The organism is Nonomuraea composti (assembly GCF_012034275.1).
Lineage (GTDB): Bacteria > Actinomycetota > Actinomycetes > Streptosporangiales > Streptosporangiaceae > Nonomuraea > Nonomuraea composti.
This window is the reverse complement of record NZ_JAATEP010000001.1, coordinates 395,085-418,338: the sequence shown is the minus strand read 5'-3', so window position 1 is coordinate 418,338 and position 23,254 is coordinate 395,085. Positions and strand designations below refer to the sequence as shown.

Genomic DNA, 23,254 nt, shown 5'->3' with positions numbered 1-23,254 from the left:
GCCACCACCCGTCCTCCTCGCGGTGGGCGGCCCGCCCCCGATGCCACGAGCCTTCCTCCGCGGTGGGGCGCCCACCCGCCCCACCGCGGAGCCCTTGCCCCGCGGTCGGACGTCTGCCTCCACGGCCCTGCGAGCTCTTGCCCCGCCGTGAGACACCCGCCACCCCACCGTGAACCCTTGCCCTTCGGTGGGTGCCGCCTCAGCACACCGCAAGTTCTTGCCCCGCGGGCAGGACCGAGGCAGCGCCTCCGGCTGGGAGCGGACCGCCACCATGACCGGTCTCCTGGTGGTCAGCGCGACCGGCGCCCCGCGTCGGGCACGGAGACCGGGGCGGCGACCGGCATGGTGGGCTGCTCGGGCTCGGGCAGCCCGTGCCGGTCCCACCAGCGGGCCAGGGGGCGCGGGGCCCACCACGCCCAGGGGCCGAGAAGTTTCATGGAGGCCGGGACGAGGAGGCCGCGGACGATGGTCGCGTCGACGACGAGCGCCACCACCAGGCCGACGCCGATCATCTTCAGGACGGTGACGTTCGTGATGACGAACGCGCCCACCACCACCCCCAGCAGCAGCGCGGCGGCCGTCACGATGCGGGCCGTGTGCTGGACGCCGACCGCCACCGACTCCACCGGGTCGCGGGAGGCCAGGTAGTGCTCGCGGATCCGGGCCAGCATGAAAACCTCGTAGTCCATGGCCAGGCCGAACGCGATCGCCGCGATCATGACGGGCATGTTGGCGTCGATGAAGCCGGGCGCGGTGAAGCCGAGCAACCCCGACAGGAAGCCGTCCTGGAAGATCAGCACCATCGCGCCGAATGCCGCCGATAACGACAGCAGGTTCGTCAGCACGGTCTTGAGGGGCAGCGTGACCGAGCCGAACGCCAGGAACAGCACCACGAACGTGACCACCGAGGTGATGAGCAGCATCCACGGCAGCCCGTCGCCGATCATGGCCAGCATGTCGGCGATGGCCGCCGGCCGGTTGGCGAACAGGGCGGTGGCGCCCGGTGGTGGCGGCTCGGCACGCAGCTTCGCCACCACGTCCCTGATCTCCTGGCCGTAGGGGGACAGGGAGTAGCCCAGGGTGATGCGGGCGAGGTCGCCCTCGGTGCCGGTCACCCGCGCGCGCTCGACGCCGTCGATCCGCCCGAGCCGCTGGGCGAACGCGTCGAGCTGGGCCTTGGCCTCCGGCGTGCCGGCCGGGCCGGGCATGCGGACGACCGTGCTGATCACCTTGGTCGGGTCGTACGGGAACTCCTCGGCGAGCTGCCTGGTCACGATGACGCTGTCGGTGTCGGCGGGCAGCGCCCACTCGGCCGGGCGGGACCAGACCGCGCCCAGCAGCGGCGTCCCCAGCGCGCCCAGCGCGAGGGTGATGCCCAGCACGACGGTGACGGGGCGCCGCATGACGGCGTGCGCGGTGCGGTACCACCGCCGGCCCTCCGGCCTCGTACGGCGCCGCCCGACCAGCGGGACGCGCAGCGCGTCGATGCGGTGGCCGGCCACCCGCAGCAGCGCGGGCAGCACCGTGAGCGCGCTGATCACGGCGAACAGCACCACGCTGACCCCGGCGTAGGCGAGCGAGGTCAGGAACCGGGACGGGAAGACGAGCAGGCCGCCGAGCGTGACCGCGACCGTGATCCCGGAGACCGCGACCGTGCGGCCGGCCGTGGCGATCGCACGCACGACGGCATTCTCGATCGCGGCTGCATGTACGGCATCGTTCTCGATCGCGGTTCCGGACACGGCAGCGTCCCCGGCCTCAGGTGCGCGTGCGGCAGCGTTCTCGATCGCGGGCGCGCGTGCGGCGGCGTCCCCGGCCGCGGCCGGGCGGACGACACCGTTCTCGTCCACACGGCCGACGGCGAGCTCTTCCCGGAACCGGTTGACGATGAGGAGCGCGTAGTCGGTGGCGAGCCCCAGGCCGAGGATCACCACCACGTTGATCGCGGCGGTCGACAGGTCGACCAGGCCGCCGACGATGCGCAGCACCACGAGCGAGCCCACCGCCACCAGGACGGCGATGGCCAGGGGCAGTGCGGCCGCGACGAGGCTGCGGAAGACGACGAGCAGCAGGATGATCAGCAGCGGGAAGGACAGCAGCTCCGCCGTGGCCAGGTCGCGGTCGCTGATGGTGTTGAACTGGCGGCCCACGGCGGTCAGTCCGCCGAAGCGTTCGGTGAGGCCGGGGGCGTCGAGCAGCGGGAGGATGCGGTCGTGGACGGCGCCCTGCTCCTCCTCGACGGCGCCGGGGAGCTGCAGGGCGACGTAGGTCTTGTGCCGGTCGTGCGAGACGAAGTCGGCCGAGCCGGTGGAGTAGTAGCTCTCCACCCATTCATAGGAGTCTCGGAGCAGTCTGGCGACGGCCTGCTCGACCTGCCGCCTGAAGCGCGGGTCGTCGACGGACATGGTGTCGCTCTCGTACATGACCACGACGTCGGCGACGTGCCTGCCCAGGGTGCCCGCGAGCAGGCGGTTGGCCTGGGCCGACTCGCCGTGCGGGTGGTCGAGGCCGGCCCCGCCGCCGAGGACGCCGCCGGCCCCCGAGCCCCAGAAGCCGCCCAGGACGACGAACAGGATCGCGGCCACGAACACCCACGTTCGTCGCCTGACGGCGAAGCGGCCGATGGTGGCGAACATCATCTCTCCTTCGATGACGAGGCTCGGATTGAGAGTAGCACTTTCCACTATCCAGAATTGTCATGCTCGCTCCCCGAGGCGCGCGCGGGGGCTACGGGCGGCGGCGCAGGGCCGGGTCGAGCAGCTCGGGCGGGCGCCAGCCCGTGTCGGCGGGGTTGATCGTCAGGCCGGGCGGCACGATCTCGTCGATCGCGTCGAGCACGTCGGGCGTCAGCCGGACGTCGAGGGCCCGCAGGTGGCTGTCGAGGTGCTCGATCGTGCGCGGCCCGATGATGGCCGAGGTGACGGCCGGGTGCCGCATGACGAACTGCAGCGCGAGCTGCACCAGCGACATCCCCGCCTGCTCGGCCAGCACGGCCAGCCGCTCGGCGGCGGCGAGCTTGCGCCGGTTCGCCTCCAGCTCCATGTCGTAGCGGGCGGGCAGGAGCGCGGCGCGCCTGCTCCGGGGCAGCTCGGCGTCCTCGCGGTAGCGGCCCGACAGCCAGCCGCCCGCCAGCGGGCTCCACGCCAGCACGCCCATGCCGTACCGCTGACACACCGGCAGGAGGTCGGCCTCGACCGCGCGGGCCAGGATCGAGTAGGGAGGCTGCTCGCTGGCGAAGCGCTCCCGCTGCCGCCGCTCGGCCGCCCAGTGGGCCTCGACGACCTGGTGGGCGGGGAAGGTGGAGCAGCCGATGTAGCGCACCTTGCCGGCGCGTACGAGGTCGGTCAGGGCGCCCAGCGTCTCGTCGATGTCGACCGAGGGGTCGGGCCGGTGGATCTGGTAAAGGTCGATGTGGTCGGTACGAAGTCGCCGTAGGCTGTCGTCGACGGCCCGCATGATCCAGGCGCGGCTGTTGCCGCCGCGGTTGGGGCCCTCGCCCATCCGGCCGTGCACCTTCGTGGCCAGCACGACCTCGTCGCGCAGGCCGTTCTCGGCGAGGAAGCGCCCGATCAGCTCCTCCGACTCGCCCGCGGAGTAGACGTCGGCGGTGTCGATGACGTTGACGCCGGCGTCGAGGGCCCGCGTGATCAGCTTCGCCGTCTCGCCGGGGCCGTTGTCGCCCCACCGGCCGAACATCATCCCGCCGAGGCAGAGCGGGCTGACCTTGACGCCGGTCCGGCCGAGCGGTCGGTGGTCCATTACGATCAACTCCCGAGACTGGGTCGAAAAATGGATACGAGAACTGTCTACTATCCTTTTCGGCGGGTTGGCAAGGGCCGGCTCGTGGGTACGAGTTGGGCGGAAGGGGAGACCATGCGCATCGCGGAGCTGAGCCGCAGGGCCGACGTGCCCGTCCCGACGATCAAGTACTACCTGCGCGAAGGTCTCCTGTCCCCCGGCGAGCGCACCAGCTACAACCAGGCCCAGTACACCGAGGAGCACGTCCGCAGGCTGCGGCTGGTGCGGGCGCTGCTGGAGGTCGGCGGGCTGAGCGTCGCGGCGACCCGCGACGTCCTGGAGAAGATGGACGCGCCCGGCATGAGCGTCATCGACCAGGCCGGCAAGGCGCAGTTCGCCATGTCCGTCACTCCCAAGGTGGTCAAGGACGACGCCTGGCGGGCCGCCGAGGAGGAGACCGAGGCGCTGATCGAGCGGCTCGGCTGGAAGGTGCGCCCGTCCAACCCGGCCAGGCTGACGCTGGCCTCGGCGCTGGCCACCCTGCACCGGCTCGGCAAGACCGACCAGATCGAGCTGCTGGAGGTCTACGCCAAGGCGGCCCGCGAGGTCGCCGAGGCGGAGCTGGGCCGGCTCACCCGGGGCTCCGAGCCCGAGGCGATCCTGGAGACCGCCGTGGTGTGGACGGCGCTCGGCGACGTCGTCTTCAGCGCGCTGCGCAGGTTCGCCCACGAGGACGTCGCCTACAGCGACGCCCCCCTCGACTGATCCGCGCGACGCCCCAGGATGATCCCGGTCCAGGCGTATCCGGGCGCGCCGTGGGTAGCCAGGTTCGCATGCCCCCCACCGTGGCCGTCGTGGCACATCGCAAGAAGACGTTAGGCGCGGGCCTGGACGCGCTCCGCGTGCTCATCAGCGAGCAGGACGTCGGCGAGCTGCTCTGGTACGAGGTGTCCAAGAGCAAGAAGGCCGGCAAGAAGGTGCGCAGGGCGCTCGACGAGGGCGCCGAGCTGGTCTTCGTCTGGGGCGGCGACGGGATGGTGCAGCGCTGCGCCGACGCCATGGCCGGCTCGGGCGTGCCGATGGCCATCCTGCCCGCCGGCACCGCGAACCTGTTCGCCACCAACCTCGGCATCCCCGCCGACCTGGACGAGGCCGTGCGCATCGGCTTCCACGGGCGGCAGGAGAAGCTGGACCTCGGCATCGTAAACGGCGAGCACTTCGCGGTGATGGCCGGCGCCGGGTTCGAGGCCGAGATGATCGCCGACGTCGACGGCCGGGCCAAGCGGCGGCTCGGCAAGCTCAGCTACTTCAGGGCGGCGGTGCGGCACGTGAGCGGGCCGCGGGTGCCGATGAAGATCAAGCTGGACGGGGCGACCTGGTTCGAGGGCCGGGCGAGCTGCCTGCTGCTGGGCAACGTGAGCACGATCGCGGCCGGCGTCGAGGCGTTCGACGACGCCCGGCCGGACGACGGCTGGCTCGAAGTGGGCATCACCACCGCGAAGGGGCCGGTGCAGTGGGCGCGGGTGCTCGCCAGGATGGCCGCGGGCCGCTCCGACGGCTCGCCGCTCGTGCGGGTCTCACGCGCCAGGAAGGTCTCGGCCCGTTTCGGACGCCCGTTACGGTACGAGCTCGACGGCGGCGAGCGCGGGCTCACCGACCGGTTCAAGGCCGAGATCGCCGCGGGCGCGCTGACCCTCTGCCTCCCGCCCGAGCGCTGACCCCAAGAGCTGAGACCGAGCGCTGAGATCGAGCGCTGAGCCCAAGAGGGACGTGCCGGGCTCCCGGCCTCAGGTGGCGGTGGCGTGCCGTTCCAGGAACGTGTACACGTCGGCCTCGTCCACGCCGGGGAACGAGCCCGGCGGCAGCGCGGCCAGCACGTGCGAGTTGGCGCGGGCCGACGGCCAGGCGTACCCCTCCCAGCGCTCGGCCAGCTCGGCGGGCGGCCGGCGGCAGCAGTCGCCGTTCGGGCAGCCGGACTTGGTGCGGTGGGTGGTCTCCCGCCCCCTGAACCAGCGCGACTCCTTGTACGGCACCCCCAGCGTGATCGCGAAGTCCCGCTCGCGGGAGGGATCGACGTGCGCCACGCAGAAGTACGTGCCGGTGGGCGAGTCGGAGTACTGGTAGTAGACGGAGAACCGGTCGGGTGAGGCGAACACCTGCCGCCCCGACCACTGCAGGCACATCCGCTGCCCCTCGATCGCGCCCTGCTCGTCGGCGGGGAAGACGATGCCGTCGTTCTCGTACGCCTTGTAGATGGTGCCGCCGGCGTCGTTGCGCACGAAGTGGCAGACCAGCCCGAGGTGGTGGGTGGCGAGGTTGGTGAAGCGGTGCGCGGCCATCTCGTACGACACGGCGAAGACGTCCCGCAGGTCCTCCACCGACAGCGCCCGGTCGGACTTGGCCTCCTGGAGGTAGAGCGCGGCGGCCTTCTCGGGGACGAGGACGGCGGCGGCGAAGTAGTTGGCCTCGGTGCGCTGGCGCAGGAAGTCGGCGAAGTCGCGGGGCTTGTCGTGGCCGAGCGCGAGGTGCCCGAGCGTCTGGAGCAGGATCGTGCGCGGCGTGTGCATGCCGAGCTGCTCGTGCTTGACGTAGATGCGGCGGTTGCGCAGGTCGGTGATGGAACGGACGGAGCGCGGCAGGTCTTGTGCCGTGTGCACGGTGTAGCCGAAGTGGGTGACCAGGCTCTGGATCGTGCTCTGCGACAGGGCGCCGGTGCGGTAGCCGACCGCCTCCAGCGCCTGGGCGGCGGCCTTCTCGATGTCGGGGAAGTAGTTGCCCACCTCCCGTTGCCTGCGCCGCAGCTCGGCGTTGGCGACTCTGGCCTCCTCGGGGGTGGCGGTGCCGCGGGCCTGGCGGGCGCGCAGCTCGCCGTACAGGCCGAGCAGGTGCTCCAGGACGTCGTTCGGCACGCGGGCGGAGACCTTCAGCCGGGGCAGGCCGAGCCCGGCGTAGACGGGGTCGCGCTGGGCCTCTTCCAGCGCGATCTCCAGCTGGGCGCGGCGGTTGGGCGGCTGGCGGCGCAGCAGCTCCTCGACGGGGACGCCGAGGGCGGTCGCCAGCGACTTGAGGAGGGAGAGCTTGGGCTCGCGCTTGCCGTTCTCGAGCAGGGAGAGCTGGCTGGGCGCCCTGCCGACGCGCGAGCCGAGGTCCGACAGCGTCAGGCCGCGTTGTTTGCGCAGGTGGCGCAGGCGCTGGCCAAACGCGATCAGATCAAGCTCCTGCGTCAAAGACAGCGGTTCTTCGCCTAGCAAGGAGGCCATAGCAGGATCTTAGACAGAAATTCGGCCCATTTTCTAGCCTTCCGGCGCCACGGGTCCGTGTCCCGGGCGAGCCGCCGTGAGGGGCGTTCCGCGCACGAGATTGGTATAGGCCAACGGTAAAAGTTGCGATTTCTTCGCCTCTGAATACCCATCAGTAATGTACGCGAGCGGAAGATTCGCGATTCTTCTGACCACTTCGGGCTGTTTGGTGGTGGCGGCCAGGGCAGAGACTCGGCGTGAGCCCAGGGGACGACAAGGGAGTGAACAATGAACGATCGCCTCAAGGGAGCTGCCGAGCAGCTGCAGGACGAATGGGACAACGACCCTCGCTGGGAGGGCATCGAGCGCACGTACAGCGCCGAGGACGTGATCCGGTTGCGCGGCAGCGTCCAGGAGGAGCACACGCTGGCCCGGCTCGGCGCCGAGCGGCTGTGGCAGCTCCTGCACACCGAGGATTACGTCAACGCCCTCGGCGCGCTGACCGGCAACCAGGCGGTGCAGCAGGTGAAGGCCGGGCTGAAGGCCATCTACCTGTCCGGCTGGCAGGTGGCCGCGGATGCGAACCTGGGCGGCCACACCTACCCCGACCAGAGCCTTTACCCGGCCAACTCCGTGCCCGCCGTCGTGCGCCGCATCAACAACGCGCTGCTGCGCGCCGACCAGATCACCTGGTCCGAGGGTGACAGTGACGCCCCCCACTGGCTGGCGCCCATCGTGGCCGACGCGGAGGCCGGCTTCGGCGGCGTGCTCAACGCGTTTGAGCTGATGAAGGGCATGATCGCGGCCGGCGCCGCGGGCGTGCACTGGGAGGACCAGCTCGCCTCCGAGAAGAAGTGCGGCCACCTCGGCGGCAAGGTGCTCATCCCGACCGGCCAGCACATCAAGACCCTGAACGCCGCCCGCCTCGCCGCGGACGTCGCCGGAGTCCCCTCACTGATCATCGCGCGGACCGACGCCCAGGCCGCGACGCTCCTGACCAGCGACGTGGACCCGCGCGACCAGGCGTTCGTCACCGGCGACCGCACCGCCGAGGGCTTCTACCGGGTCAGGAACGGGCTGGAGGCGTGCGTCGCGCGCGGCCTGGCCTACGCGCCGTACTCCGACCTGCTCTGGATGGAGACCGGCACGCCCGACCTCGACGTGGCCCGCGCGTTCGCCGAGGCGATCAAGGCCGAGTATCCCGACCAGATGCTCGCCTACAACTGCTCGCCGTCGTTCAACTGGAAGAAGCACCTCGACGACTCCACCATCGCCAAGTTCCAGCGCGAGCTGGGGCACATGGGGTACAAGTTCCAGTTCATCACGCTCGCCGGGTTCCACTCGCTCAACTACTCGATGTTCGACCTCGCCCAGGGGTACGCCAGCGACGGGATGACCGCGTACGTGGACCTCCAGGAGCGCGAGTTCGCCGCCGAGTCGCGCGGCTACACCGCCACCCGGCACCAGCGCGAGGTCGGCACCGGCTACTTCGACCTCGTCTCCACCGCCGTCGCGCCCGACTCCTCGACGACGGCGCTCAAGGGCTCGACCGAGGAAGAGCAGTTCCACCACTGAGAACCGGTGAGATCCGCTGAGATCCGCTGAGGTTCGTCCGAGCTCGCCGGCCACCTCCAGGGCATGGGAAGGTTCCCCCGGCGAAAGCGGGCCGCGCCGGTAACCCAGCACCGGCGCGGCCCGCCCAACCCACGCACACCCAACCCACGCACACCCAACCCACGCACGCGACGCCACGCACGTCCGCCACCGCTCCGCCCACCCGCCCGTTTTCGGCGGAAGTGCCTGTCACCGAGGGCACAGCCTGCGGCGATGCCGCCGGGTCACACTGGCAGCAGCACCATCGCTCGTGTCAGGAGGCGCCTTGCGACACCTCGCTCCTCGTTGCCGTGCCCGCCCCGCCGCCCCGCCGACGGCCGTCCGGCTGACGGCCGTCCCGACCGCCGCCACCCGGCCGCCTACGAGGCCGGCGGCCGTCCGGGCGACGACCGCCCCGCCGGCGGCCGTCCGCGTGCGGGCCGCCGGAAGACCGTCCGCGTGCGCCGGCGGCTCCTTAGGTCCCGGCTGACGGCGGCCCCGCCACTCGAAGGAGCGCAGCGCTTCAGGGAGTGGCGGTGCCGGTCGTCGCCGGGGTGTCCGAGGGCGTGCCGGACGGGATCGGCGACTCCCCCGGCCCGTCCTGCGGGATCGGGCTGATCGTGCCCGTCGGCCGCGGGCAGTCGAGCCCGGCCGCGTTCCCCCGCCTGCGCCCCGCCGGGGTCACGCACCCCTCCCCGCCGCCGGGGCCGCTGCTCTCCGTGACGCGGGACGTGCCGCGCCGCTCCCCCGAAGGCGTCAGGACGACGACGGGCCCCTTCGTCCGCGTCCGCGTCACGAACACCGTGGGCCGCGCCGTCCTCGTGGCCAGCCGCACCGGAGGCGCGTTCCCACGGATGACGGCCGAGGGCCGCGCGGCGGACACGGCGGCACTGGACGAGGACCGCACGACGGACGGGTCCCCCGGCAGCAGCGACCCGCCGCTCGGCCCGTCCCCGCCCGAGGCGGCGACGACCGTGATGGCCGCGATGGAGACCGTGGCCAGGGCCGCGAAACTGGCCTGCGAAAGCTGCGCCCGCGACCTCGCCGGCGACCTCGCCCGGCCTTTCGCCCGCGCCCCCGCCGCACCATCCCCCCGGCCCTCCGCCCGCCTCCTCCTGCCCTTCCCCCGGCCCCGCCCGGCGGCCTCCTCCGTACGTACGAGACGGGCCAGGCCGCCCCCGGCCGGGTAGGGGACGGGCCTCCAGATCTCCCCCAGCACCTCCTCCACGGCCGGCCGCAACTCCCGAGGAGACCCGGCGCCGGCCGCCGCCAGCAGCGCCCGCAGCAGGTCGGCGGCCCAGGGCCGGTCGGCGGGGTTCTTGGCGAGGGCGGCCGAGACGGCGGCACGGAGCAGAGCGGGCACGCCCTCGATAGAAGGCGGGTCGAACAGGATCCGCCGCGTCAGCACGTCCGGCTCCCCGTCCCCGAACGGATGCCGCCCGGTGGCGGCGAAGGCCACGAGGCACCCCCAGGCGAAGACGTCGGAGGGGGGCAGCGCGGCCCCGCCGGTCAGCCGCTCGGGCGCCACCCACCCGGGGCTGCCCATGACCTGCCCGGCCTGGGTGTGGGCGGCGAGGGTGTCGACGTCGCGGGCGATGCCGAAGTCGATGACGCGCGGCCCGGAAGGGGACAGCAGCACGTTGCCCGGTTTGAGGTCGCGGTGCACGAGCCCGGCCTCGTGCACGGCCACCAGCGCCGCCGCGGCGCCGAGCGCGACGCCGTGGGCGAGGCGGGGCGGGAGCGGGCCGGTGGCCGCGACGACCTGGGAGAGCGCCGGCCCGGGGAGGTACTCGGTGACGAGGTAGGGCCGGTCCCCGTCGGTGCCGTCCTCGACGACCGCCGCCGTACAGAACGGGAGTATTCTTCGCGAGAAAGCCACTTCCTCTGCGAAGCGCGCCCGCAGCGTGGCATCGTGGAGATGCACCGCCTGCGGCGTCTTGAGCGCGACCAGGTCACCCTGAGGGTGCTCGGCCAGGTACACCACGCCCATCCCGCCCGTTCCGAGGCGGCCGAGGAGCGGGTAGCGGCCGATGACGGCCGGGTCCCCCACTGTGAGCGGCCGCACGCCGGGCGGCAGCTCGCTCGCACCACGCGCCATCCGGTCCCGCCCCTCCTGACAGTGTCATGGCAAGGCAACACTGTGAGGGCATCCAGGGCGGGCTTTCCGCATGTCTGACAAAAGGGGTATCGAAGGAAAGGGGGTCGTGCCTCCGCGGTAAGTCAGGACGCGATGGCGGCGGCTTCCTCCGCCTCGACCTGGCGGTTCCACTCGCCCTTGACCTGGCGCCACGTCTCGTCGTCGGCGCCGAGCCGCCAGTAGCCGGAGATGGACAGCCGGTCGAGGGGGACGCCCCGCTCCAGGCGCAGGTGGTGGCGCAGCTCCTTCACGAAGCCGGCCTCGCCGTGCACGAAGGCATGCACGTCGCCGTCGGGGAAGTCGAGCTCGCGGACGGCGGCCACGAGCCGCTCGCCGACGGGGCTGCCGCCCCGGTAGACCCACCTGATGTGGGCGTCGGCGGCCGTTTCGAGCTTCAGCTCGTCCTGCGGCCCGTCGATCTCGATGAGGACGCGGGCGGTCGCGCCGTCGGGCAGCGCCTCCAGGGAGGCCGCGATGGCGGGCAGCGCGCTCTCGTCGCCCACGAGCAGGTGCCAGTCCGCGTCGGGGTCGGGCGCGTAGCCGCCGCCGGGGCCGAGGATCAGCAGCTCGTCGCCGGGCCGGGCGTGCGCGGCCCACGGGCCGGCCAGGCCCTCGTCGCCGTGCACGACGAAGTCGAGGGTGAGCTCGTGGCTGTAGGGGTCCCAAGCTCGTACGGTATAGGTGCGCAGCTTGGGCCAGACCTCGCGCGGCAGCGTCTCACGGCAGGCTTTCACGCTGAACGGCTGCGGGTACTCGACCCCCTCGCACGGAAAGACCAGCTTCACGTAATGATCGGTGAGCCCCCTGGTGGCGAAGCCCGCCAGCCCGTCACCGCCCATGACCACCCGGACCATGTGGCGGGAGATGCGCTCGGTCCGCTGGACGACACCCCGGTGGTGATCCGCATGCTTGTCAGCCATGGAACAGTCCCCCTGAGTTAGGTATACCTAACCTTACACCTCCCGTTCCTCCTACCGTAAACCCATGCCCCTAAACGGGGCAGGTGAATTCACGCGGCGGCCGAGTCCCCCATCGACTCCGGTATAGCCGCCACCGCCCCGAGGAACTGCCGGATGTGCCGGAACGCCAGCCGCGCCTCGGGCACCACGTCGGCCAGGATCGGGAAGACGTGCGGCATGCGGGGCCACTCCTCGTAGCGCACCGGCACCCCCGCCAGCCGCGCCCGCTGCGCCACCCGCCAGGCCTCGTCGCGCAGCACCTCCGTCGAGCCGGTCACGATCATCAGCGGCGGCAGGCCGGTGAAGTCGCCGTGCACCGGCGAGACGAGCGGGTCCCACGGGTCCAGGCCGGAGGTCCACCGGCGGGCCAGCCAGCGCACCCGGCCGGCCGGCAGCATCGGGTCCTGCCAGCGGTTGGCCCGGCGCGGCACGTCGGTGAGGTCGGCCCACGGCGACAGGCAGATGGCCGCCGCCGGCAGCGGCAGGCCCCGGTCGCGCAGCGCCAGCAGGGTCGCCAGCGTGAGGTGGCCGCCCGCGGAGTCGCCCGCGAGGATCACGTCCTGGGGCTCGTGCCCGCGTCGCAGCAGGCAGTCGTAGGCGTCCAGCGCGTCGGCCAGCGAGTCGGCCAGCCGGTGCACCGGCCCCTGCCGGTAGTCGAGCGCGAGGACCGGCCGCCCGGCCGCCACCGACAGCCGCCACGTGATCGGCCGGTGGGTGCGCGGCGAGCACGAGAAGTAGCCGCCGCCGTGGAAGTACAGCACGACCTTGCGCTCGTCGAGCCCCTGCCCGCCGCGCACCCACTCGCCGCCGCACGCGGAGAAGGTCGCGGGCACCACCGCGACGTGCGCGGGCTGCGGCACGTTGACCAGCCGGGCGAGGTCTCCCAGGCGGGCGGCCCCGGCCAGGGCCAGCGGGTGGCGCAGCAGCAGGCTGGAGGCCGGTTTCACGGTGCCGCGCAAGAGGCCGGTCAGCGCCTTGGCCTGCCAGCTCAGGGGATACTCGGGTATCACGTCCCGATCGACTCGCATACCGCCCCCTTTCGGGTGATTCCTTCCCGCCACGCGCGATCCCTACCGGCCAGTAAGTAACTCATCCCTTGCGGGGATATTTCGGCACGGTGACGGGAGGGTGGCGGCGGGCGTTTATTGCGTTGCGCGGCGCCGGGCCCGCACCGGATAATCGCGTCTTTCCCGTCGGCAGACCCGTGCGCGGGTCCGGGCACGGTCCGTGACCGTGCCCTCACACCCTGGAGGTGCAAAACCTTTCCGCTCTATGCCCGGCTCGTCCGGTACGGCTTCCGAAAGCACGCCACCTACGTCCGTGGCGCGCTCGCCGGCGCGTTCACCAACAGCGTCTTCGGCATCCTGCGCGCATACACGCTCGTCGCGGTCTGGCAGGCCCGCCCCGGCCTGGCCGGCTACGACATCACCGACGCCATCACCTTCTGCTTCGTCACCCAGGCCTTCATCGGGCCGATGCAGCTCTTCGGCGGCGGCCTGACCATCCCCGAGCGCATCCGCAGCGGCGACATCGCGCTCGACCTGGTCCGCCCCGCCTCGCTGCAGCTGTGGACGCTCGCCGAGGACGTCGGCAGGGCCGCGTACCTGTTCCTGGTGCGCGGCATCCCGCCCATGCTGCTCGGCGCCCTGCTCTTCGGCATCAGCGTCCCCACCCGGCCCGGCCAGTGGGCGGCGTTCCTGACCGGCTTCGCGCTCGCCGTGATCGTCAGCTTCGGCTGGCGCTACCTGGTCGCGCTGTCGGTCTGCTGGCTGCTCGACGACCGGGGCGTCACCGTCCTGTCGATGGTCCTCAGCACGTTCTTCAGCGGCATGATGGTGCCGCTGCACCTGTTCCCCGGCTGGTTCGGCGACCTCGTCATGGTGCTGCCGTGGGCCGCCATGGTGCAGCTGCCCACCGACCTCTACCTCGGCACCGCGGCCGTGGCCGACACGCTCGCCGTCCAGGCGCTCTGGGCGGTGGTCCTGCTCGGCCTCGGCGCGCTCGGCACCAGGGCGATCCGCCACAAGGTGGTGATCCAGGGTGGCTAGGACGTACTTCCTGCTGCTGTGGACCTGGACCAGGGCCGCGGCGGCGTACCCGGTGTCGTTCGCGATGATGACCGTGCTCGGCTTCGCCATCGCCGCCATCGACGTGGCCGTCATCCTGATCATCTTCGCCAACACCACCACCCTGGCCGGCTTCTCCCGCGAGGAGGTGCTGTTCCTGTACGGGGCCGCCAACCTGGCCTTCACCATCTGCGACACCTTCGTCAGCAACCTCGACCGGGTCAGCACGCACATCAAGGCCGGCACCCTCGACACGTTCCTGATCCGGCCGGTCGGCGCGTGGATCCAGCTCGCCGCCGACCGCTTCATGGCCACCCGGATCGGGCGCATCCTCCAGGCCGGGCTCGTGCTCGGCTACGCCGTCTCCGCGCTCGGCATCGGCTGGGAGCGCGCGTGGATGATCCCGGTCATGGTGCTGACCGGCATCGTCATCTTCGCGTCGCTGTGGACGATCGCCGGGGCGCTGCAGTTCCTGCTGACCGACGCGCCGGAGGTGGTCAACACCCTGACGTACGGCGGCAGCCAGCTCACCCAGTACCCGTTCAGCGTCTACTCCCGCGACCTGGTCAAGGGCGTGACGTACGTGCTGCCGCTGGCGTTCGTCAACTGGCAGCCCGGCCTGTACGTGCTGGAGCGGGCCGACCCGTTCGGCACGCCCGGGTTCATGCGCTTCCTCGGACCGGCCGCCGCGCTGGTCCTCGCCCTGTCGGCCGCGCTCGTCTGGCGGCAGGGCCTCCGGCACTACCGATCCACGGGGAGTTGAGCAATGATCGAGCTTGACCGGGCGGGCCGCTCGTTCAAGGTGAAGCGGAGCGTCGTCCACGCCGTCCAGAACCTGTCGTTCACCGTGTCGGCGGGCGAGTTCGTCGGCTACCTCGGCCCCAACGGCGCCGGCAAGTCCACCACGATCAAGATGTTGTGCGGCATCCTGACCCCCACCTCGGGCACCGTCAGAGTGGCGGGCCTCGACCCCTCGCGCCGCCGCACGACGCTGGCGCGGCGCATCGGCGTCGTGTTCGGGCAGCGGACGACGCTGTGGTGGGACCTGCCGCTGCGCGACAGCTTCGAGCTGATCCGGCACCTCTACCGGATCGACCGCGCCGCCTTCGCCGCCCGGCTCGACGAGCTGACCGACACGCTCGACCTCGGCGCGTTCCTGCGCACGCCGGTGCGGCAGCTCAGCCTCGGCCAGCGCATGCGCGGCGACCTGGCGGCGGCGCTGCTGCACGCGCCCGACGTGCTGGTGCTCGACGAGCCGACGATCGGGCTCGACGTGGTCAGCAAGGCCAGCATCCGCGACTTCCTGCTGCGGGTGAACGCCGAGCGGGGCACCACCGTGCTGCTGACCACGCACGACCTCGGCGACATCGAGCGCCTGTGCCGCCGGGTCATGCTGATCGACCACGGGCGGCTGGCCTTCGACGGCACCCTCGACGACCTGATGGCCACGGCTCCCGAGCAGTCGTCGATCGAGGAGGTCGTCACCCGCCTCTACACGGGCAGCGCCTCGTAACGGCCCCGCCCGGCGGGCGCGTCAGCCGCGCTCGCCCGGCCGCCCCACGATCGTCGACGTCACCAGGGCGGTGAGCCACACCGAGCCCTTGGTGACGGCCGGCTCGGGATCGCCATCGAAGTACTGGTCGCGCAGCCAGACCGTCCTCTCACCCAGATAGCGGTACGTCCGCGGGTCGAGGATCCGGTACCTGCGGGTGATCTCGTCGCCGCGGCCGGTCTCGCGCCAGACGCCCAGCCCGCTGCGGCCGGCCGCGTCGGTGACGCCCTGCTCGATCCGGACGCCGGGGATCAGCGCCAGCGCCTCGAACAGGGCCGACTCCAGCTCGGGCGGCATGACGCCGTACCGGCTGAGGTACAGCATGATCACACCGTAGGCGCGGTCCGCGTCGGGGGCGACGACGTGCGGGACGCCCTCCTCCCTCGGGTAGTCGATCCAGTGCCGGTCCCTGGTCACCTTGGCCAGCAGCTTCTTCGGGTCGGTGGGCAGCTCGCGCAGCTTCTGGTCGTACTGCTGCGGCGACAGGTCGTCGTCGCCCGGGTCGGGCGGAACGTCGCTGATCACCAGGCGGCCGTCCTCGCCGAAGGCGGCCGTCTGCTTGCCGTCGTAGCGCATCCACTGCTCGCTGGCCCTGACCGTGTCGCCGTTCGGCTGCTTGTCCAGGCTCTTGGTGTACTGCCACTGCGTCGGCCGCGGCACCTCGGCGGCCTTGCGCCGGCCGACCGTGGCGGCCGCGCGGGCCAGCACCGCGTCCGCGTCGAGCTGGACGATCGGCGGCCCGCTCGACGGGGCGGGCGGCACCGGCTCCTGCGGCCTGACCACCACCAGCGCGACCGCCGCGGCCGTGCCCAGCGCGCCGGCCACCAGGAGCGCGCGGCCGAACCGGCGCCCGCGCCCGTGCCCGCGCATCCGGCGCAGCAGCCGGCGCCGGCCCTGGGCCAGCCAGGCCTCGTCGGGCTCCGGCACCACGGCACGCAGCTCGCGAAGGGAACGCAGGTCATCCATCCAAGGACTCCTCTCGTGCCGTGGTGGGGTCGCTGCCGCCGAGCGCGCGGCGAGTCCTGGCCCTGGCCCGGTGCAGGCGGGAGCGGACCGTTCCGACGGGGACGCTCAGCGCGCGGGCCACGTCCTCGTACGTCATGTCCGCCCAGGCCACGAGTAACAGCACCTCGCGGTCGGCGGCGGGCAGGTCCGCCAGCGCGGCGGCCAGGCCCGCCTGCTCCGCCGCCACGCGGTCGTCGATCCGGTCGGCGTACGGCTCGGTCAGCTCGTCCACGCCGGTGCGGGCCAGGGCCCGGTAGAGCCGGACCTCGACGCGGCGGTGGCGCTGGATGAGCTTGGCGGCGATGCCGTACAGCCAGGGGCGGGCGTCGGGATGGCCCGCGTCGTAGTGGCGGCGGCGCCGGAACGCGGTCAGGAACGCGTCGGAGACGACGTCGTCGGCCAGCGAGTCCCCGAGCCTCCTCGCGACATAGCGCCGCAGGGCGGCCGCGTGCCGGTCGAAGAGCTCCGCGAAGAGCTCAGGGACCTGCTCGGACCGCCGGATGAGCTCGGAGTCGGCGGGTCCGCCTGGCACTTCGTCGGTCACATGTCGCTCCCGTCCGTACGGTGTGTTCGCTGGCTTTCGCCCGCAGGACCGGCAGGAGTTCGCGCTTTCGGGTGTGACCTGCGTCACATGCGTACGGCCGCCTCCCGGGAGGGAGACGGCCGTGCCGAGGTCTTCGCGAGGGTCAGTAGTAGCTGCCCTCAGGGCTGTTCTCGTAGTCCTCGTCGAGCTCGTCGTCGCGGCGCGACCACCGCGAGGGCATCAGTACGGGGATGAACAGGGCCACGCCGAGCAGGGCGTACACGCCGGTCGTGAGGAGGGTCTTGGCGCCGGTGCCGGCTTCGAGCAGGATCCGGTTGATCGAGGGCTCGGCCGGGACCAGGGAGAGCGCCCGGTTCGTGTCGAGCGCGTACACGACCGTCCAGGCCAGCAGCACCAGGGACGGCACGAAAGTCGCCAGCGGGGAGATCCGGCCGGCCGTAACCAGCCCCACGACGAGTCCGACGGCGGCCATCGCGCCGAGGGCGATCCACATCCGCTGGCCGTCGGGCGGGTTCGCCGCGGCGTTCGCGGCGGCCTGCTGCACCGCCCATCCGCCGCCTCCGAGCACGGCCGCCGTCACCACCAGGCCGATCAGCAAACCACCTAAGTGCCGCAACGTTCTCACCTCTATGTCAGCGCGATCGGCACGACCCTAGCGACAAATGCCATTTTCGGACCAGGCATTGAGCAGCTTGGGACTCGAGGTCTCATCTCCCCTTGCCCCGTGAGAGCATGGGGCACACCCATGCGTGCGCGACTTCCCCTACGCCTCGCGCGGACGGCCGCCTTCGCCGCCGTCTGCGTGACCCTGGCCGCGCTCGCCCACGTGCTCGGCGGCGGTGCCGCGCCCGCGCCGCAGACCGCCGCGCTCGGCCTCGCGGGCGTCTCCGCGCTGGGGCTGGCCTTGTGCGGCAGGGAGCGCTCGGCGGGCACGATCAACCTCGTGCTGGTCGGGGCGCAGCTCGGGCTGCACGAGCTGTTCGCCGGCGAGGGCGCCTCCTACGTCTCGGTGCACGGGCACGCCCAGGGCGGCCTGGCCGTCAACGCCGGCATGCTCCTCACGCACCTCACCGCCACGGTCATCACCGGCCTGTGGCTGTCGCGCGGCGAGGCCGCCCTGTGGTCGCTGCTGCGCCGCGTCGGCCGCCGGCTCGCCGTCCTGCTCTCCCCCGCCGCCGTGCCCGTCTCGCGGCCCGGCGCGCCCGTCGTCCGCACCAGGGTGGTGCCGCCGCAGCCGGGGTTCCGGCACAGCCTGGCCAGGCGTGGTCCTCCACTTCCCGCCTGACCTTCTGACACCCCTTTTCATCCCCATCACCCAAGTGGAGCTTCGACATGTCCTTCGTCCGCCGTGCCGCGACCGTGCTCGCCACCACCGCCGCGCTCACCGCCGGCCTGGCCCTGCCCGCGCTGGCCCACGTCACCATCCAGCCGGGCACCGCCGAGCAGGGCGGGTTCACCAAGGTCGCCTTCCGCGTGCCGAACGAGCGCGACAACGCCTCGACCACCAAGATCGAGGTGTCCTTCCCCACCGACCACCCGCTGGCCTTCGTGTCCGTCAAGCCCGTGCCCGGGTGGCAGGTCAAGGTCACCGAGAGCAAGCTGCCCGCGCCCGTCAAGACCGAGTACGGCGACCTCGACGAGGCCGTCACCAAGGTCGTCTGGGAGGGCGGGAAGATCAATCCCGGGGAGTTCCAGGAGTTCGAGGTGTCCATGGGGCAGCTGCCCAAGGACGTCGACTCGCTGATGTTCCCGACCAAGCAGACCTACTCCGGGGGCGAGGTCGTCGACTGGTCGGAGGCCCCGAAGTCCGACGGCACGGAGGCCGAGCACCCGGCGCCGCTGCTCAAGCTGGTGCCCGCCGCCGCTGAGGGCAGCACGGCGCACACGAGCGCGTCGCCCACGAGCGCGCCCACGGGGCCCGCCTCGCCGTCGGTGACGCCCGTGGCCGCCTCCTCGTCGTCCGACGGCACCGCCCGCCTGCTCGGCGGGGTCGGGCTGGCGGTGGGCGTCATCGGCGTCGTGATCGGCGTCCTGGGCCTGCGCCGCCGCCCGTCCGCCTGAGATCGTACGGATCGCACGCAGCGCGCGGGCCCGCCGCCTGATCGCCAGGCGCGGGCCCGTGCTTCCGGCCGTCCCGCGTCAGGACGTGATGTCCTTGCCGGAGAAGCGCGCCCACGCGATCGAGCCGAACAGCACGATGTACGCCCCGAACGTCAGCAGCCCGTCGCGCAGCGCGGCCACGTCGATCGGGCTGCGCAGCACCGCGTCGAAGTTCGTGAACCTGGTCGGCAGCAGGTACGGCGCGATCGAGCCCAGCTCGGGGATGGCCCGCAGCACCTGGCAGACGATGACCAGCACCACGGTCCCCGCGATGGCCCCGATGGACACCTCGGTGAACACCGACAGCGCCAGCGCGACCGCGGCCAGCGCCGCCATGCCCGCGCCGACGTACCCGACGGAGATCGCGATCCGGACCAGCCCGTCGGCCAGCGTGACCGTGGTGCCGGACAGCAGCGTCACGTCCCCTGCCGGGAACAGCACCAGGCCCGTCACCAGCGCCGACAGCGCGACCACGGCCGTCACCGCGTAGGCGTAGACGACGGCGTTGAGGTACTTGACCGCCAGCAGCCTGGTGCGGCCGGCCGGCGCGGCCAGCAGGTAGCGCAGCGTGCCGCCGCCGGCCTCCCCCGCGACCGAGTCGCCCGCCACGACGCTCACGGCCACCGGCATCAGCAGCAGCACCAGGAACGAGAACGAGACGAACGTCAGCATGAGGCTGTTGCCCGCCACGTCCTGGACGAGGCCGGTCATGTCGTCGTCGGCGCCGCCGAAGGTGCGCAGCGCGACGCCCACGATCACCGGCACGACGCCCAGCACGGCCAGCATGACGAGGTTGCGCGGGCGGCGGAAGGTCAGGCCCAGCTCGGAGCCGAGCAGCCGCCAGAACGCGCGCACCGGCCGCGTGCCCGGCCCCGCCGTCGCCGGGGGCTCGGGTGCGGGCTCGTGGCGTTCGACCGTGCGCAGGGTCTCCGTCACCGGCACCAGCCCCGGCGTGCGGCGCGGCCCGGTCGTGTCCGTCAGTGTCCCCGCCCCCGCGGCCGCGTCTTCAGGCGTCGACATCGAAGCCCTCCCCTGTCAGTCCCACGAACACGTCCTCCAGGCTCGGCCGCACCACGGCCAGCCCTCGTACGGACACGCCCTCCCCCACGAGCGCGGCGTTGATCCGCTCGGGCGCGTGCCCGCCCAGCTCCGCCGTGACCTCGCGGCCCTCGGCGCGCACGTCGGCCAGGCCGAGCCCGGCCAGCACGCGGGCGGCGTCGTCGGGGTCGGGCGTCTCCACCTTGATGCGAGTGACCAGGCCGCCGCTGAGCGAGGCGATCGTGCCCTGCGCGACCAGCTTGCCGGTCCGCATGATCGCGGCGTGTGTGCACATCTGCTCGACCTCGGCCAGCAGGTGCGAGGAGACGAACACGGTGGTGCCCTCGGCCGCGATCTCCTTGACCAGCGTGCGCACCTCGCGGGTGCCCTGCGGGTCGAGGCCGTTGGTCGGCTCGTCCAGGACGAGCAGCTCGCGCGGCCCCAGCAGCGCGGCCGCGATGGCCAGGCGCTGGCGCATGCCGAGCGAGTAGTTGCGGTACCGCTTGCCGGCGGCGGCCGACAGGCCGACCCGCTCCAGCGCGCCGGCGACGCGCCGCTTGACGGTGGCGCCGTGCGCGGCCGGGTCGGCGGCGTCGAAGCGCATCAGGTTGGCCGCGCCCGACAGGTACGGGTAGAAGGCCGGCCCCTCGACCACCGCCCCCACCTTCGGCAGGGCCTGGGCCAGCGGCAGCCCGAGCACGGAGTACTCGCCCTCGGTGGGCGCCACCAGGCCGAGCAGCATGCGGATCGTGGTCGTCTTGCCCGAGCCGTTGGGCCCGAGGAAGCCGAACACCGAGCCGCGCGGCACGGTCAGGTCCAGCTTGTCCACGGCGACCTGGCCGCCCTTGAAACGCTTGGTCAGCCCCCGGGTGCGGATCGCCGCGTCCGCCGCCTGGTCCCCGGAGGGCGGGGCCGCCCCGAAGGGCGCCCCCGCTTCCTGCGTGACGGTGGTCACTTGGCGCCCGCCGCCTTGGTGATCTCCTCCGGGGTGACGGCGCCGACCAGGAGCCGGCCGTCGTCGGTGAGCAGGGCCGTGACGAGCTTGGTCCTGATCAGCTTGCCGGAGCCCCACGTGCCGCTGACGGGGGTGGCGGACTTGAGCACGCTGTCGATCAGCGCGGCCGGGTCGCCGCCCTGACCGCCCCGGTCGCCAGGCCGGTCACCGTCGCCCTCGGACGCGCCGGGCTGCTGGGCCTTGGCCAGGTCCGCCGGGGAGAACGGCACGACGGCGACGGCCGACCAGCCCTCGCCGACCACCTTCACGTCGCCCGCGACCTGCCGGGCGTGCTCGGCGCGCTGCTCCCCCTTGTCGTCGTTCAGCCCGATCGTGCGCTCCTCCACCTTGGCGCCCGCGGGCGGGGTGAAGGTGAAGTTCTCCGCCGCCGGTGGCGTGAACGTCACCTGCGTGAACCCGACCTGGTACGCCGGCTCGGCCGAGCCCTTGGCGTACACCTGGACCTGGAGCGGGACGTACGTCTCGCCGTCGAGGGCGATCCGGATCTCCTGCACCAGGGAGCTCTCCTCCTTGGGGGCCAGCACGAGCTGGTAGACCGGGCGGCCCGCCACCTCCGCCGTGTTGATCACGCGGACGGCGGTGTGCTCGTCGGCGCCGGCCAGCAGCCGCTGGGCGAGCTGCTGCGGCGTCAGCTCGGTCTCCTGCGGCAGCGGCGTGGCGTGCGCCGGGCCGCGGGCGCCCTCCTTGATGGTCAGCTTGGTGGCGGTGTTGGTGGCGCTGTCCCAGTACCAGGCCTGGCCGCCGTTCACGATCAGGTTGGTCTCGTTCAGCTGGGTCGGCATGGCCACGCGGAGCTTGTCGCTCGCGCCGTACCAGACCTTCACCTCGTGCGAGCCGGACAGCAGGCTCAGCGGCGTGGTGCCGCCGCCCAGCTGCGGCAGCGCCGGCAGGCCGAGCGAGGCCGTCTGCTGCACCGTGCCGGACATCGGCGGCGGGCCGGCCTGCTTGCTGGTGGCCGCCACGGCGTCGGCGAGCAACTGCTCGGCCGAACGCTCCGGCAGCACGGGGTCGCCGCTGACCGCGGCGATGACGGGGCCGGCGCCGATCGCGGCTCCGATCACGGCGGCTGCCGCGATCGGGACTCCCCACCTCACGAACGTGCCTCTGCGCATTTCACTCCTTAACGGTATGTCGATGCTCAGAGCCTGCGTCATCGTTCCTGTGGCAACCCTGAGACAATCTGAGACAGCTCTCAGCCCGGCCTCGTTTCCCCTGGTGGCGAAAGTGATCGAGTTACGCAGCACCGACGTCCCGGCCGCCGAGCGTTTCCAGTGGTGGTGCGACCTGACGGCGCGGCAGCTCGTTCCCACCGAGCTCAGCAGCGAGCAGGCCGGCGACTTCCGCGCGGCCATCACGATCGCGCCGCTGGGCGAGGTGACGGTCGCCGCGACGAGCTACGCCGAGCAGCGCTCGGTGCGCACCGCGCCGCTGATCCGCCGCTCGGACCCGGAGCAGTGGTGGGTGACGCTGGTGTGCTCGGGCTCGTTGCAGGTGGAGCAGGGGCGCTCGTACGCGCACGTCTCGCCGGGCGACCTGGTGCTGACGGACACGTCGCGGCCGTTCGACGTCGGCTCCCGCAGCGGGCGCGGCCTCACCCACATGATCATGCTGCAGTTCCCGCGGGGCGCGCTGCCCCTGCCCGAGCAGCGGTTGCGCGATCACGTGGTCCGGCCGCTGCCCGCCGACCGGGGCTCGGCGGCGCTGCTCGCCGGGTACATGCGCGGCCTCGTGCGGGAGGGCCGGGCCCTGAGACCGGACGAGAGCGGCTCGCTGGGCGCGGTGGCGGTGGAGCTGGCCACGATCTGGCTGGCCGGGGCGGGCGGCGCGGTGCCGGCGGAGACGCGCAGGCAGGCGCTGGTCCGCGAGGTCAAGGAGCACGTGCGGCGGCACCTCGGCCGGCCGGGGCTGACCCCGTCATCCATCGCGGCGGCCTGCAACATCTCGGTGCGCTACCTGCACCGGGTCTTCGAGCCGGAGGGCCGCACGATCGGCGAGTACGTCCGCCACGAGCGGCTGGAGCGGTGCCGCGCCGACCTGGAGGACCCGCTGCTGGCCGGCACGCCCGTCGCCGAGCTGGGCGCGCGCTGGGGCTTCGAGGACCCGGCCACCTTCAGCCGGGTGTTCAGGTCGGCGTACGGGATGCCGCCCGGCGAGTACCGGCGCGACGCCGCACGCCGGGTGCGCTGAGGGTCAACCGGGTGCGCGCCGAGCGTCAATGACCGCCCCGCGCGGCCTCGTTAGAGTCTTCCGCGCGCGGCGGCCCCGGGC

At 72.6% G+C, this 23,254-nt stretch carries 21 protein-coding genes; 9 read left to right on the top strand and 12 right to left on the bottom strand.

The features are described 5' to 3' along the window. Nucleotides 1-290: 290 nt before the first annotated feature. Nucleotides 291-2,639 (bottom strand): MMPL family transporter, encoded by a 2,349-nt coding sequence (locus HCN51_RS01860; protein WP_168006025.1) that lies wholly within the window; start codon nucleotides 2,637-2,639, stop codon nucleotides 291-293. An 88-nt stretch (nucleotides 2,640-2,727) separates the two neighbouring features. Next, nucleotides 2,728-3,759, bottom strand: a complete 1,032-nt coding sequence (locus HCN51_RS01855; protein WP_168006023.1) for an aldo/keto reductase — start codon at nucleotides 3,757-3,759, stop codon at nucleotides 2,728-2,730. A gap of 114 nt (nucleotides 3,760-3,873) precedes the next feature. Between HCN51_RS01855 and HCN51_RS01850 the strand changes: the two genes are divergently transcribed. Continuing rightward, entirely contained in the window at nucleotides 3,874-4,503 is a 630-nt protein-coding gene (locus tag HCN51_RS01850) for a MerR family transcriptional regulator (RefSeq protein WP_168006021.1), read from the top strand. 68 nt (nucleotides 4,504-4,571) lie between these two features. Further along, nucleotides 4,572-5,456: a diacylglycerol/lipid kinase family protein gene (locus HCN51_RS01845; protein WP_168006019.1), complete on the top strand. Its 885-nt coding sequence runs from the start codon at nucleotides 4,572-4,574 to the stop codon at nucleotides 5,454-5,456. Nucleotides 5,457-5,525: 69 nt separating this feature from the next. Here HCN51_RS01845 and HCN51_RS01840 read toward each other — a convergent pair whose 3' ends face one another. Continuing rightward, nucleotides 5,526-6,998 (bottom strand): helix-turn-helix domain-containing protein, encoded by a 1,473-nt coding sequence (locus HCN51_RS01840; protein ID WP_428981524.1) that lies wholly within the window; start codon nucleotides 6,996-6,998, stop codon nucleotides 5,526-5,528. A 267-nt stretch (nucleotides 6,999-7,265) separates the two neighbouring features. Here HCN51_RS01840 and aceA point away from each other — a divergent pair, with 267 nt between their 5' ends. Further along, complete coding sequence (gene aceA, locus HCN51_RS01835) at nucleotides 7,266-8,552, top strand: isocitrate lyase (RefSeq protein ID WP_168006015.1); 1,287 nt, start codon at nucleotides 7,266-7,268, stop codon at nucleotides 8,550-8,552. Between the two features lie 541 nt (nucleotides 8,553-9,093). On the opposite strand, the gene HCN51_RS01830 is transcribed toward aceA, so the two are convergent. The 3 genes from HCN51_RS01830 to HCN51_RS01820 form a co-directional block, all read right to left on the bottom strand. Then, nucleotides 9,094-10,668: a serine/threonine-protein kinase gene (locus HCN51_RS01830; RefSeq protein WP_168006013.1), complete on the bottom strand. Its 1,575-nt coding sequence runs from the start codon at nucleotides 10,666-10,668 to the stop codon at nucleotides 9,094-9,096. Between the two features lie 122 nt (nucleotides 10,669-10,790). After that, nucleotides 10,791-11,627: a siderophore-interacting protein gene (locus HCN51_RS01825; protein WP_168006011.1), complete on the bottom strand. Its 837-nt coding sequence runs from the start codon at nucleotides 11,625-11,627 to the stop codon at nucleotides 10,791-10,793. Between the two features lie 89 nt (nucleotides 11,628-11,716). Further along, nucleotides 11,717-12,694, bottom strand: coding sequence for an alpha/beta hydrolase (locus HCN51_RS01820; RefSeq protein WP_168006009.1), 978 nt, complete (start codon nucleotides 12,692-12,694; stop codon nucleotides 11,717-11,719). 117 nt (nucleotides 12,695-12,811) lie between these two features. Here HCN51_RS01820 and HCN51_RS01815 point away from each other — a divergent pair, with 117 nt between their 5' ends. From HCN51_RS01815 to HCN51_RS01805, 3 genes are read left to right on the top strand one after another with little or no spacing between them, the layout of a single operon-like run. After that, nucleotides 12,812-13,714, top strand: a complete 903-nt coding sequence (locus HCN51_RS01815; RefSeq protein WP_206066397.1) for an ABC transporter permease — start codon at nucleotides 12,812-12,814, stop codon at nucleotides 13,712-13,714. Then, on the top strand, nucleotides 13,707-14,495 hold the full coding sequence (locus tag HCN51_RS01810) for an ABC-2 family transporter protein (protein WP_168006007.1): 789 nt from the start codon (nucleotides 13,707-13,709) through the stop codon (nucleotides 14,493-14,495). The genes HCN51_RS01815 and HCN51_RS01810 overlap by 8 nt, the downstream gene beginning before the upstream one ends. A gap of 3 nt (nucleotides 14,496-14,498) precedes the next feature. Beyond that, a complete protein-coding gene (locus HCN51_RS01805; RefSeq protein ID WP_168006005.1) occupies nucleotides 14,499-15,245 on the top strand; it encodes an ABC transporter ATP-binding protein in 747 nt (248 codons plus the stop codon). A gap of 21 nt (nucleotides 15,246-15,266) precedes the next feature. On the opposite strand, the gene HCN51_RS01800 is transcribed toward HCN51_RS01805, so the two are convergent. From HCN51_RS01800 to HCN51_RS01790, 3 genes are all read right to left on the bottom strand, one after another. Then, nucleotides 15,267-16,250 carry a CU044_5270 family protein gene (locus HCN51_RS01800; protein ID WP_168005995.1) on the bottom strand — a complete coding sequence of 328 codons (984 nt, stop codon included), beginning with the start codon at nucleotides 16,248-16,250 and terminating at the stop codon, nucleotides 15,267-15,269. Then, nucleotides 16,243-16,833 carry an RNA polymerase sigma factor gene (locus tag HCN51_RS01795; RefSeq protein ID WP_346433496.1) on the bottom strand — a complete coding sequence of 197 codons (591 nt, stop codon included), beginning with the start codon at nucleotides 16,831-16,833 and terminating at the stop codon, nucleotides 16,243-16,245. The genes HCN51_RS01800 and HCN51_RS01795 overlap by 8 nt, the downstream gene beginning before the upstream one ends. A 142-nt stretch (nucleotides 16,834-16,975) precedes the next feature. Next, entirely contained in the window at nucleotides 16,976-17,458 is a 483-nt protein-coding gene (locus HCN51_RS01790) for a hypothetical protein (protein WP_346433495.1), read from the bottom strand. A gap of 120 nt (nucleotides 17,459-17,578) precedes the next feature. Between HCN51_RS01790 and HCN51_RS01785 the strand changes: the two genes are divergently transcribed. Continuing rightward, complete coding sequence (locus tag HCN51_RS01785) at nucleotides 17,579-18,118, top strand: MFS transporter (protein WP_168005993.1); 540 nt, start codon at nucleotides 17,579-17,581, stop codon at nucleotides 18,116-18,118. Nucleotides 18,119-18,165: 47 nt separating this feature from the next. After that, nucleotides 18,166-18,894 carry a YcnI family copper-binding membrane protein gene (locus HCN51_RS01780; protein WP_168005991.1) on the top strand — a complete coding sequence of 243 codons (729 nt, stop codon included), beginning with the start codon at nucleotides 18,166-18,168 and terminating at the stop codon, nucleotides 18,892-18,894. A gap of 78 nt (nucleotides 18,895-18,972) precedes the next feature. Here the strand turns inward: HCN51_RS01780 and HCN51_RS01775 are convergent, their stop codons facing one another. Genes HCN51_RS01775 through HCN51_RS01765 form a run of 3 tightly spaced genes read right to left on the bottom strand, consistent with a single transcriptional unit; the run spans nucleotide 18,973 to nucleotide 22,098 of the window. Beyond that, on the bottom strand, nucleotides 18,973-19,953 hold the full coding sequence (locus tag HCN51_RS01775) for an ABC transporter permease (protein ID WP_168005989.1): 981 nt from the start codon (nucleotides 19,951-19,953) through the stop codon (nucleotides 18,973-18,975). Then, nucleotides 19,940-20,926 carry an ATP-binding cassette domain-containing protein gene (locus HCN51_RS01770; protein WP_168005987.1) on the bottom strand — a complete coding sequence of 329 codons (987 nt, stop codon included), beginning with the start codon at nucleotides 20,924-20,926 and terminating at the stop codon, nucleotides 19,940-19,942. Before HCN51_RS01770 ends, HCN51_RS01775 begins: the two co-directional genes overlap by 14 nt. Then, a complete protein-coding gene (locus HCN51_RS01765; protein ID WP_168005985.1) occupies nucleotides 20,923-22,098 on the bottom strand; it encodes a LolA family protein in 1,176 nt (391 codons plus the stop codon). Before HCN51_RS01765 ends, HCN51_RS01770 begins: the two co-directional genes overlap by 4 nt. A gap of 112 nt (nucleotides 22,099-22,210) precedes the next feature. Between HCN51_RS01765 and HCN51_RS01760 the strand changes: the two genes are divergently transcribed. Next, nucleotides 22,211-23,173: an AraC-like ligand-binding domain-containing protein gene (locus tag HCN51_RS01760; protein ID WP_168005983.1), complete on the top strand. Its 963-nt coding sequence runs from the start codon at nucleotides 22,211-22,213 to the stop codon at nucleotides 23,171-23,173. Nucleotides 23,174-23,254 lie beyond the last annotated feature (81 nt).

Excerpts from the sequence above, each read along its gene's own strand:
- HCN51_RS01860 (WP_168006025.1), bottom strand. The coding sequence starts at position 2,639 with ATGATGTTCGCCACCATCGGCCGCTTCGCCGTCAGGCGACGAACGTGG.
- HCN51_RS01855 (WP_168006023.1), bottom strand. The coding sequence starts at position 3,759 with ATGGACCACCGACCGCTCGGCCGGACCGGCGTCAAGGTCAGCCCGCTC.
- HCN51_RS01850 (WP_168006021.1), top strand. The coding sequence starts at position 3,874 with ATGCGCATCGCGGAGCTGAGCCGCAGGGCCGACGTGCCCGTCCCGACG.
- HCN51_RS01845 (WP_168006019.1), top strand. The coding sequence starts at position 4,572 with ATGCCCCCCACCGTGGCCGTCGTGGCACATCGCAAGAAGACGTTAGGC.
- HCN51_RS01840 (WP_428981524.1), bottom strand. The coding sequence starts at position 6,998 with ATGGCCTCCTTGCTAGGCGAAGAACCGCTGTCTTTGACGCAGGAGCTT.
- aceA (WP_168006015.1), top strand. The coding sequence starts at position 7,266 with ATGAACGATCGCCTCAAGGGAGCTGCCGAGCAGCTGCAGGACGAATGG.
- HCN51_RS01830 (WP_168006013.1), bottom strand. The coding sequence starts at position 10,668 with ATGGCGCGTGGTGCGAGCGAGCTGCCGCCCGGCGTGCGGCCGCTCACA.
- HCN51_RS01825 (WP_168006011.1), bottom strand. The coding sequence starts at position 11,627 with ATGGCTGACAAGCATGCGGATCACCACCGGGGTGTCGTCCAGCGGACC.
- HCN51_RS01820 (WP_168006009.1), bottom strand. The coding sequence starts at position 12,694 with ATGCGAGTCGATCGGGACGTGATACCCGAGTATCCCCTGAGCTGGCAG.
- HCN51_RS01805 (WP_168006005.1), top strand. The coding sequence starts at position 14,499 with ATGATCGAGCTTGACCGGGCGGGCCGCTCGTTCAAGGTGAAGCGGAGC.
- HCN51_RS01800 (WP_168005995.1), bottom strand. The coding sequence starts at position 16,250 with ATGGATGACCTGCGTTCCCTTCGCGAGCTGCGTGCCGTGGTGCCGGAG.
- HCN51_RS01785 (WP_168005993.1), top strand. The coding sequence starts at position 17,579 with ATGCGTGCGCGACTTCCCCTACGCCTCGCGCGGACGGCCGCCTTCGCC.
- HCN51_RS01780 (WP_168005991.1), top strand. The coding sequence starts at position 18,166 with ATGTCCTTCGTCCGCCGTGCCGCGACCGTGCTCGCCACCACCGCCGCG.
- HCN51_RS01775 (WP_168005989.1), bottom strand. The coding sequence starts at position 19,953 with ATGTCGACGCCTGAAGACGCGGCCGCGGGGGCGGGGACACTGACGGAC.
- HCN51_RS01765 (WP_168005985.1), bottom strand. The coding sequence starts at position 22,098 with ATGCGCAGAGGCACGTTCGTGAGGTGGGGAGTCCCGATCGCGGCAGCC.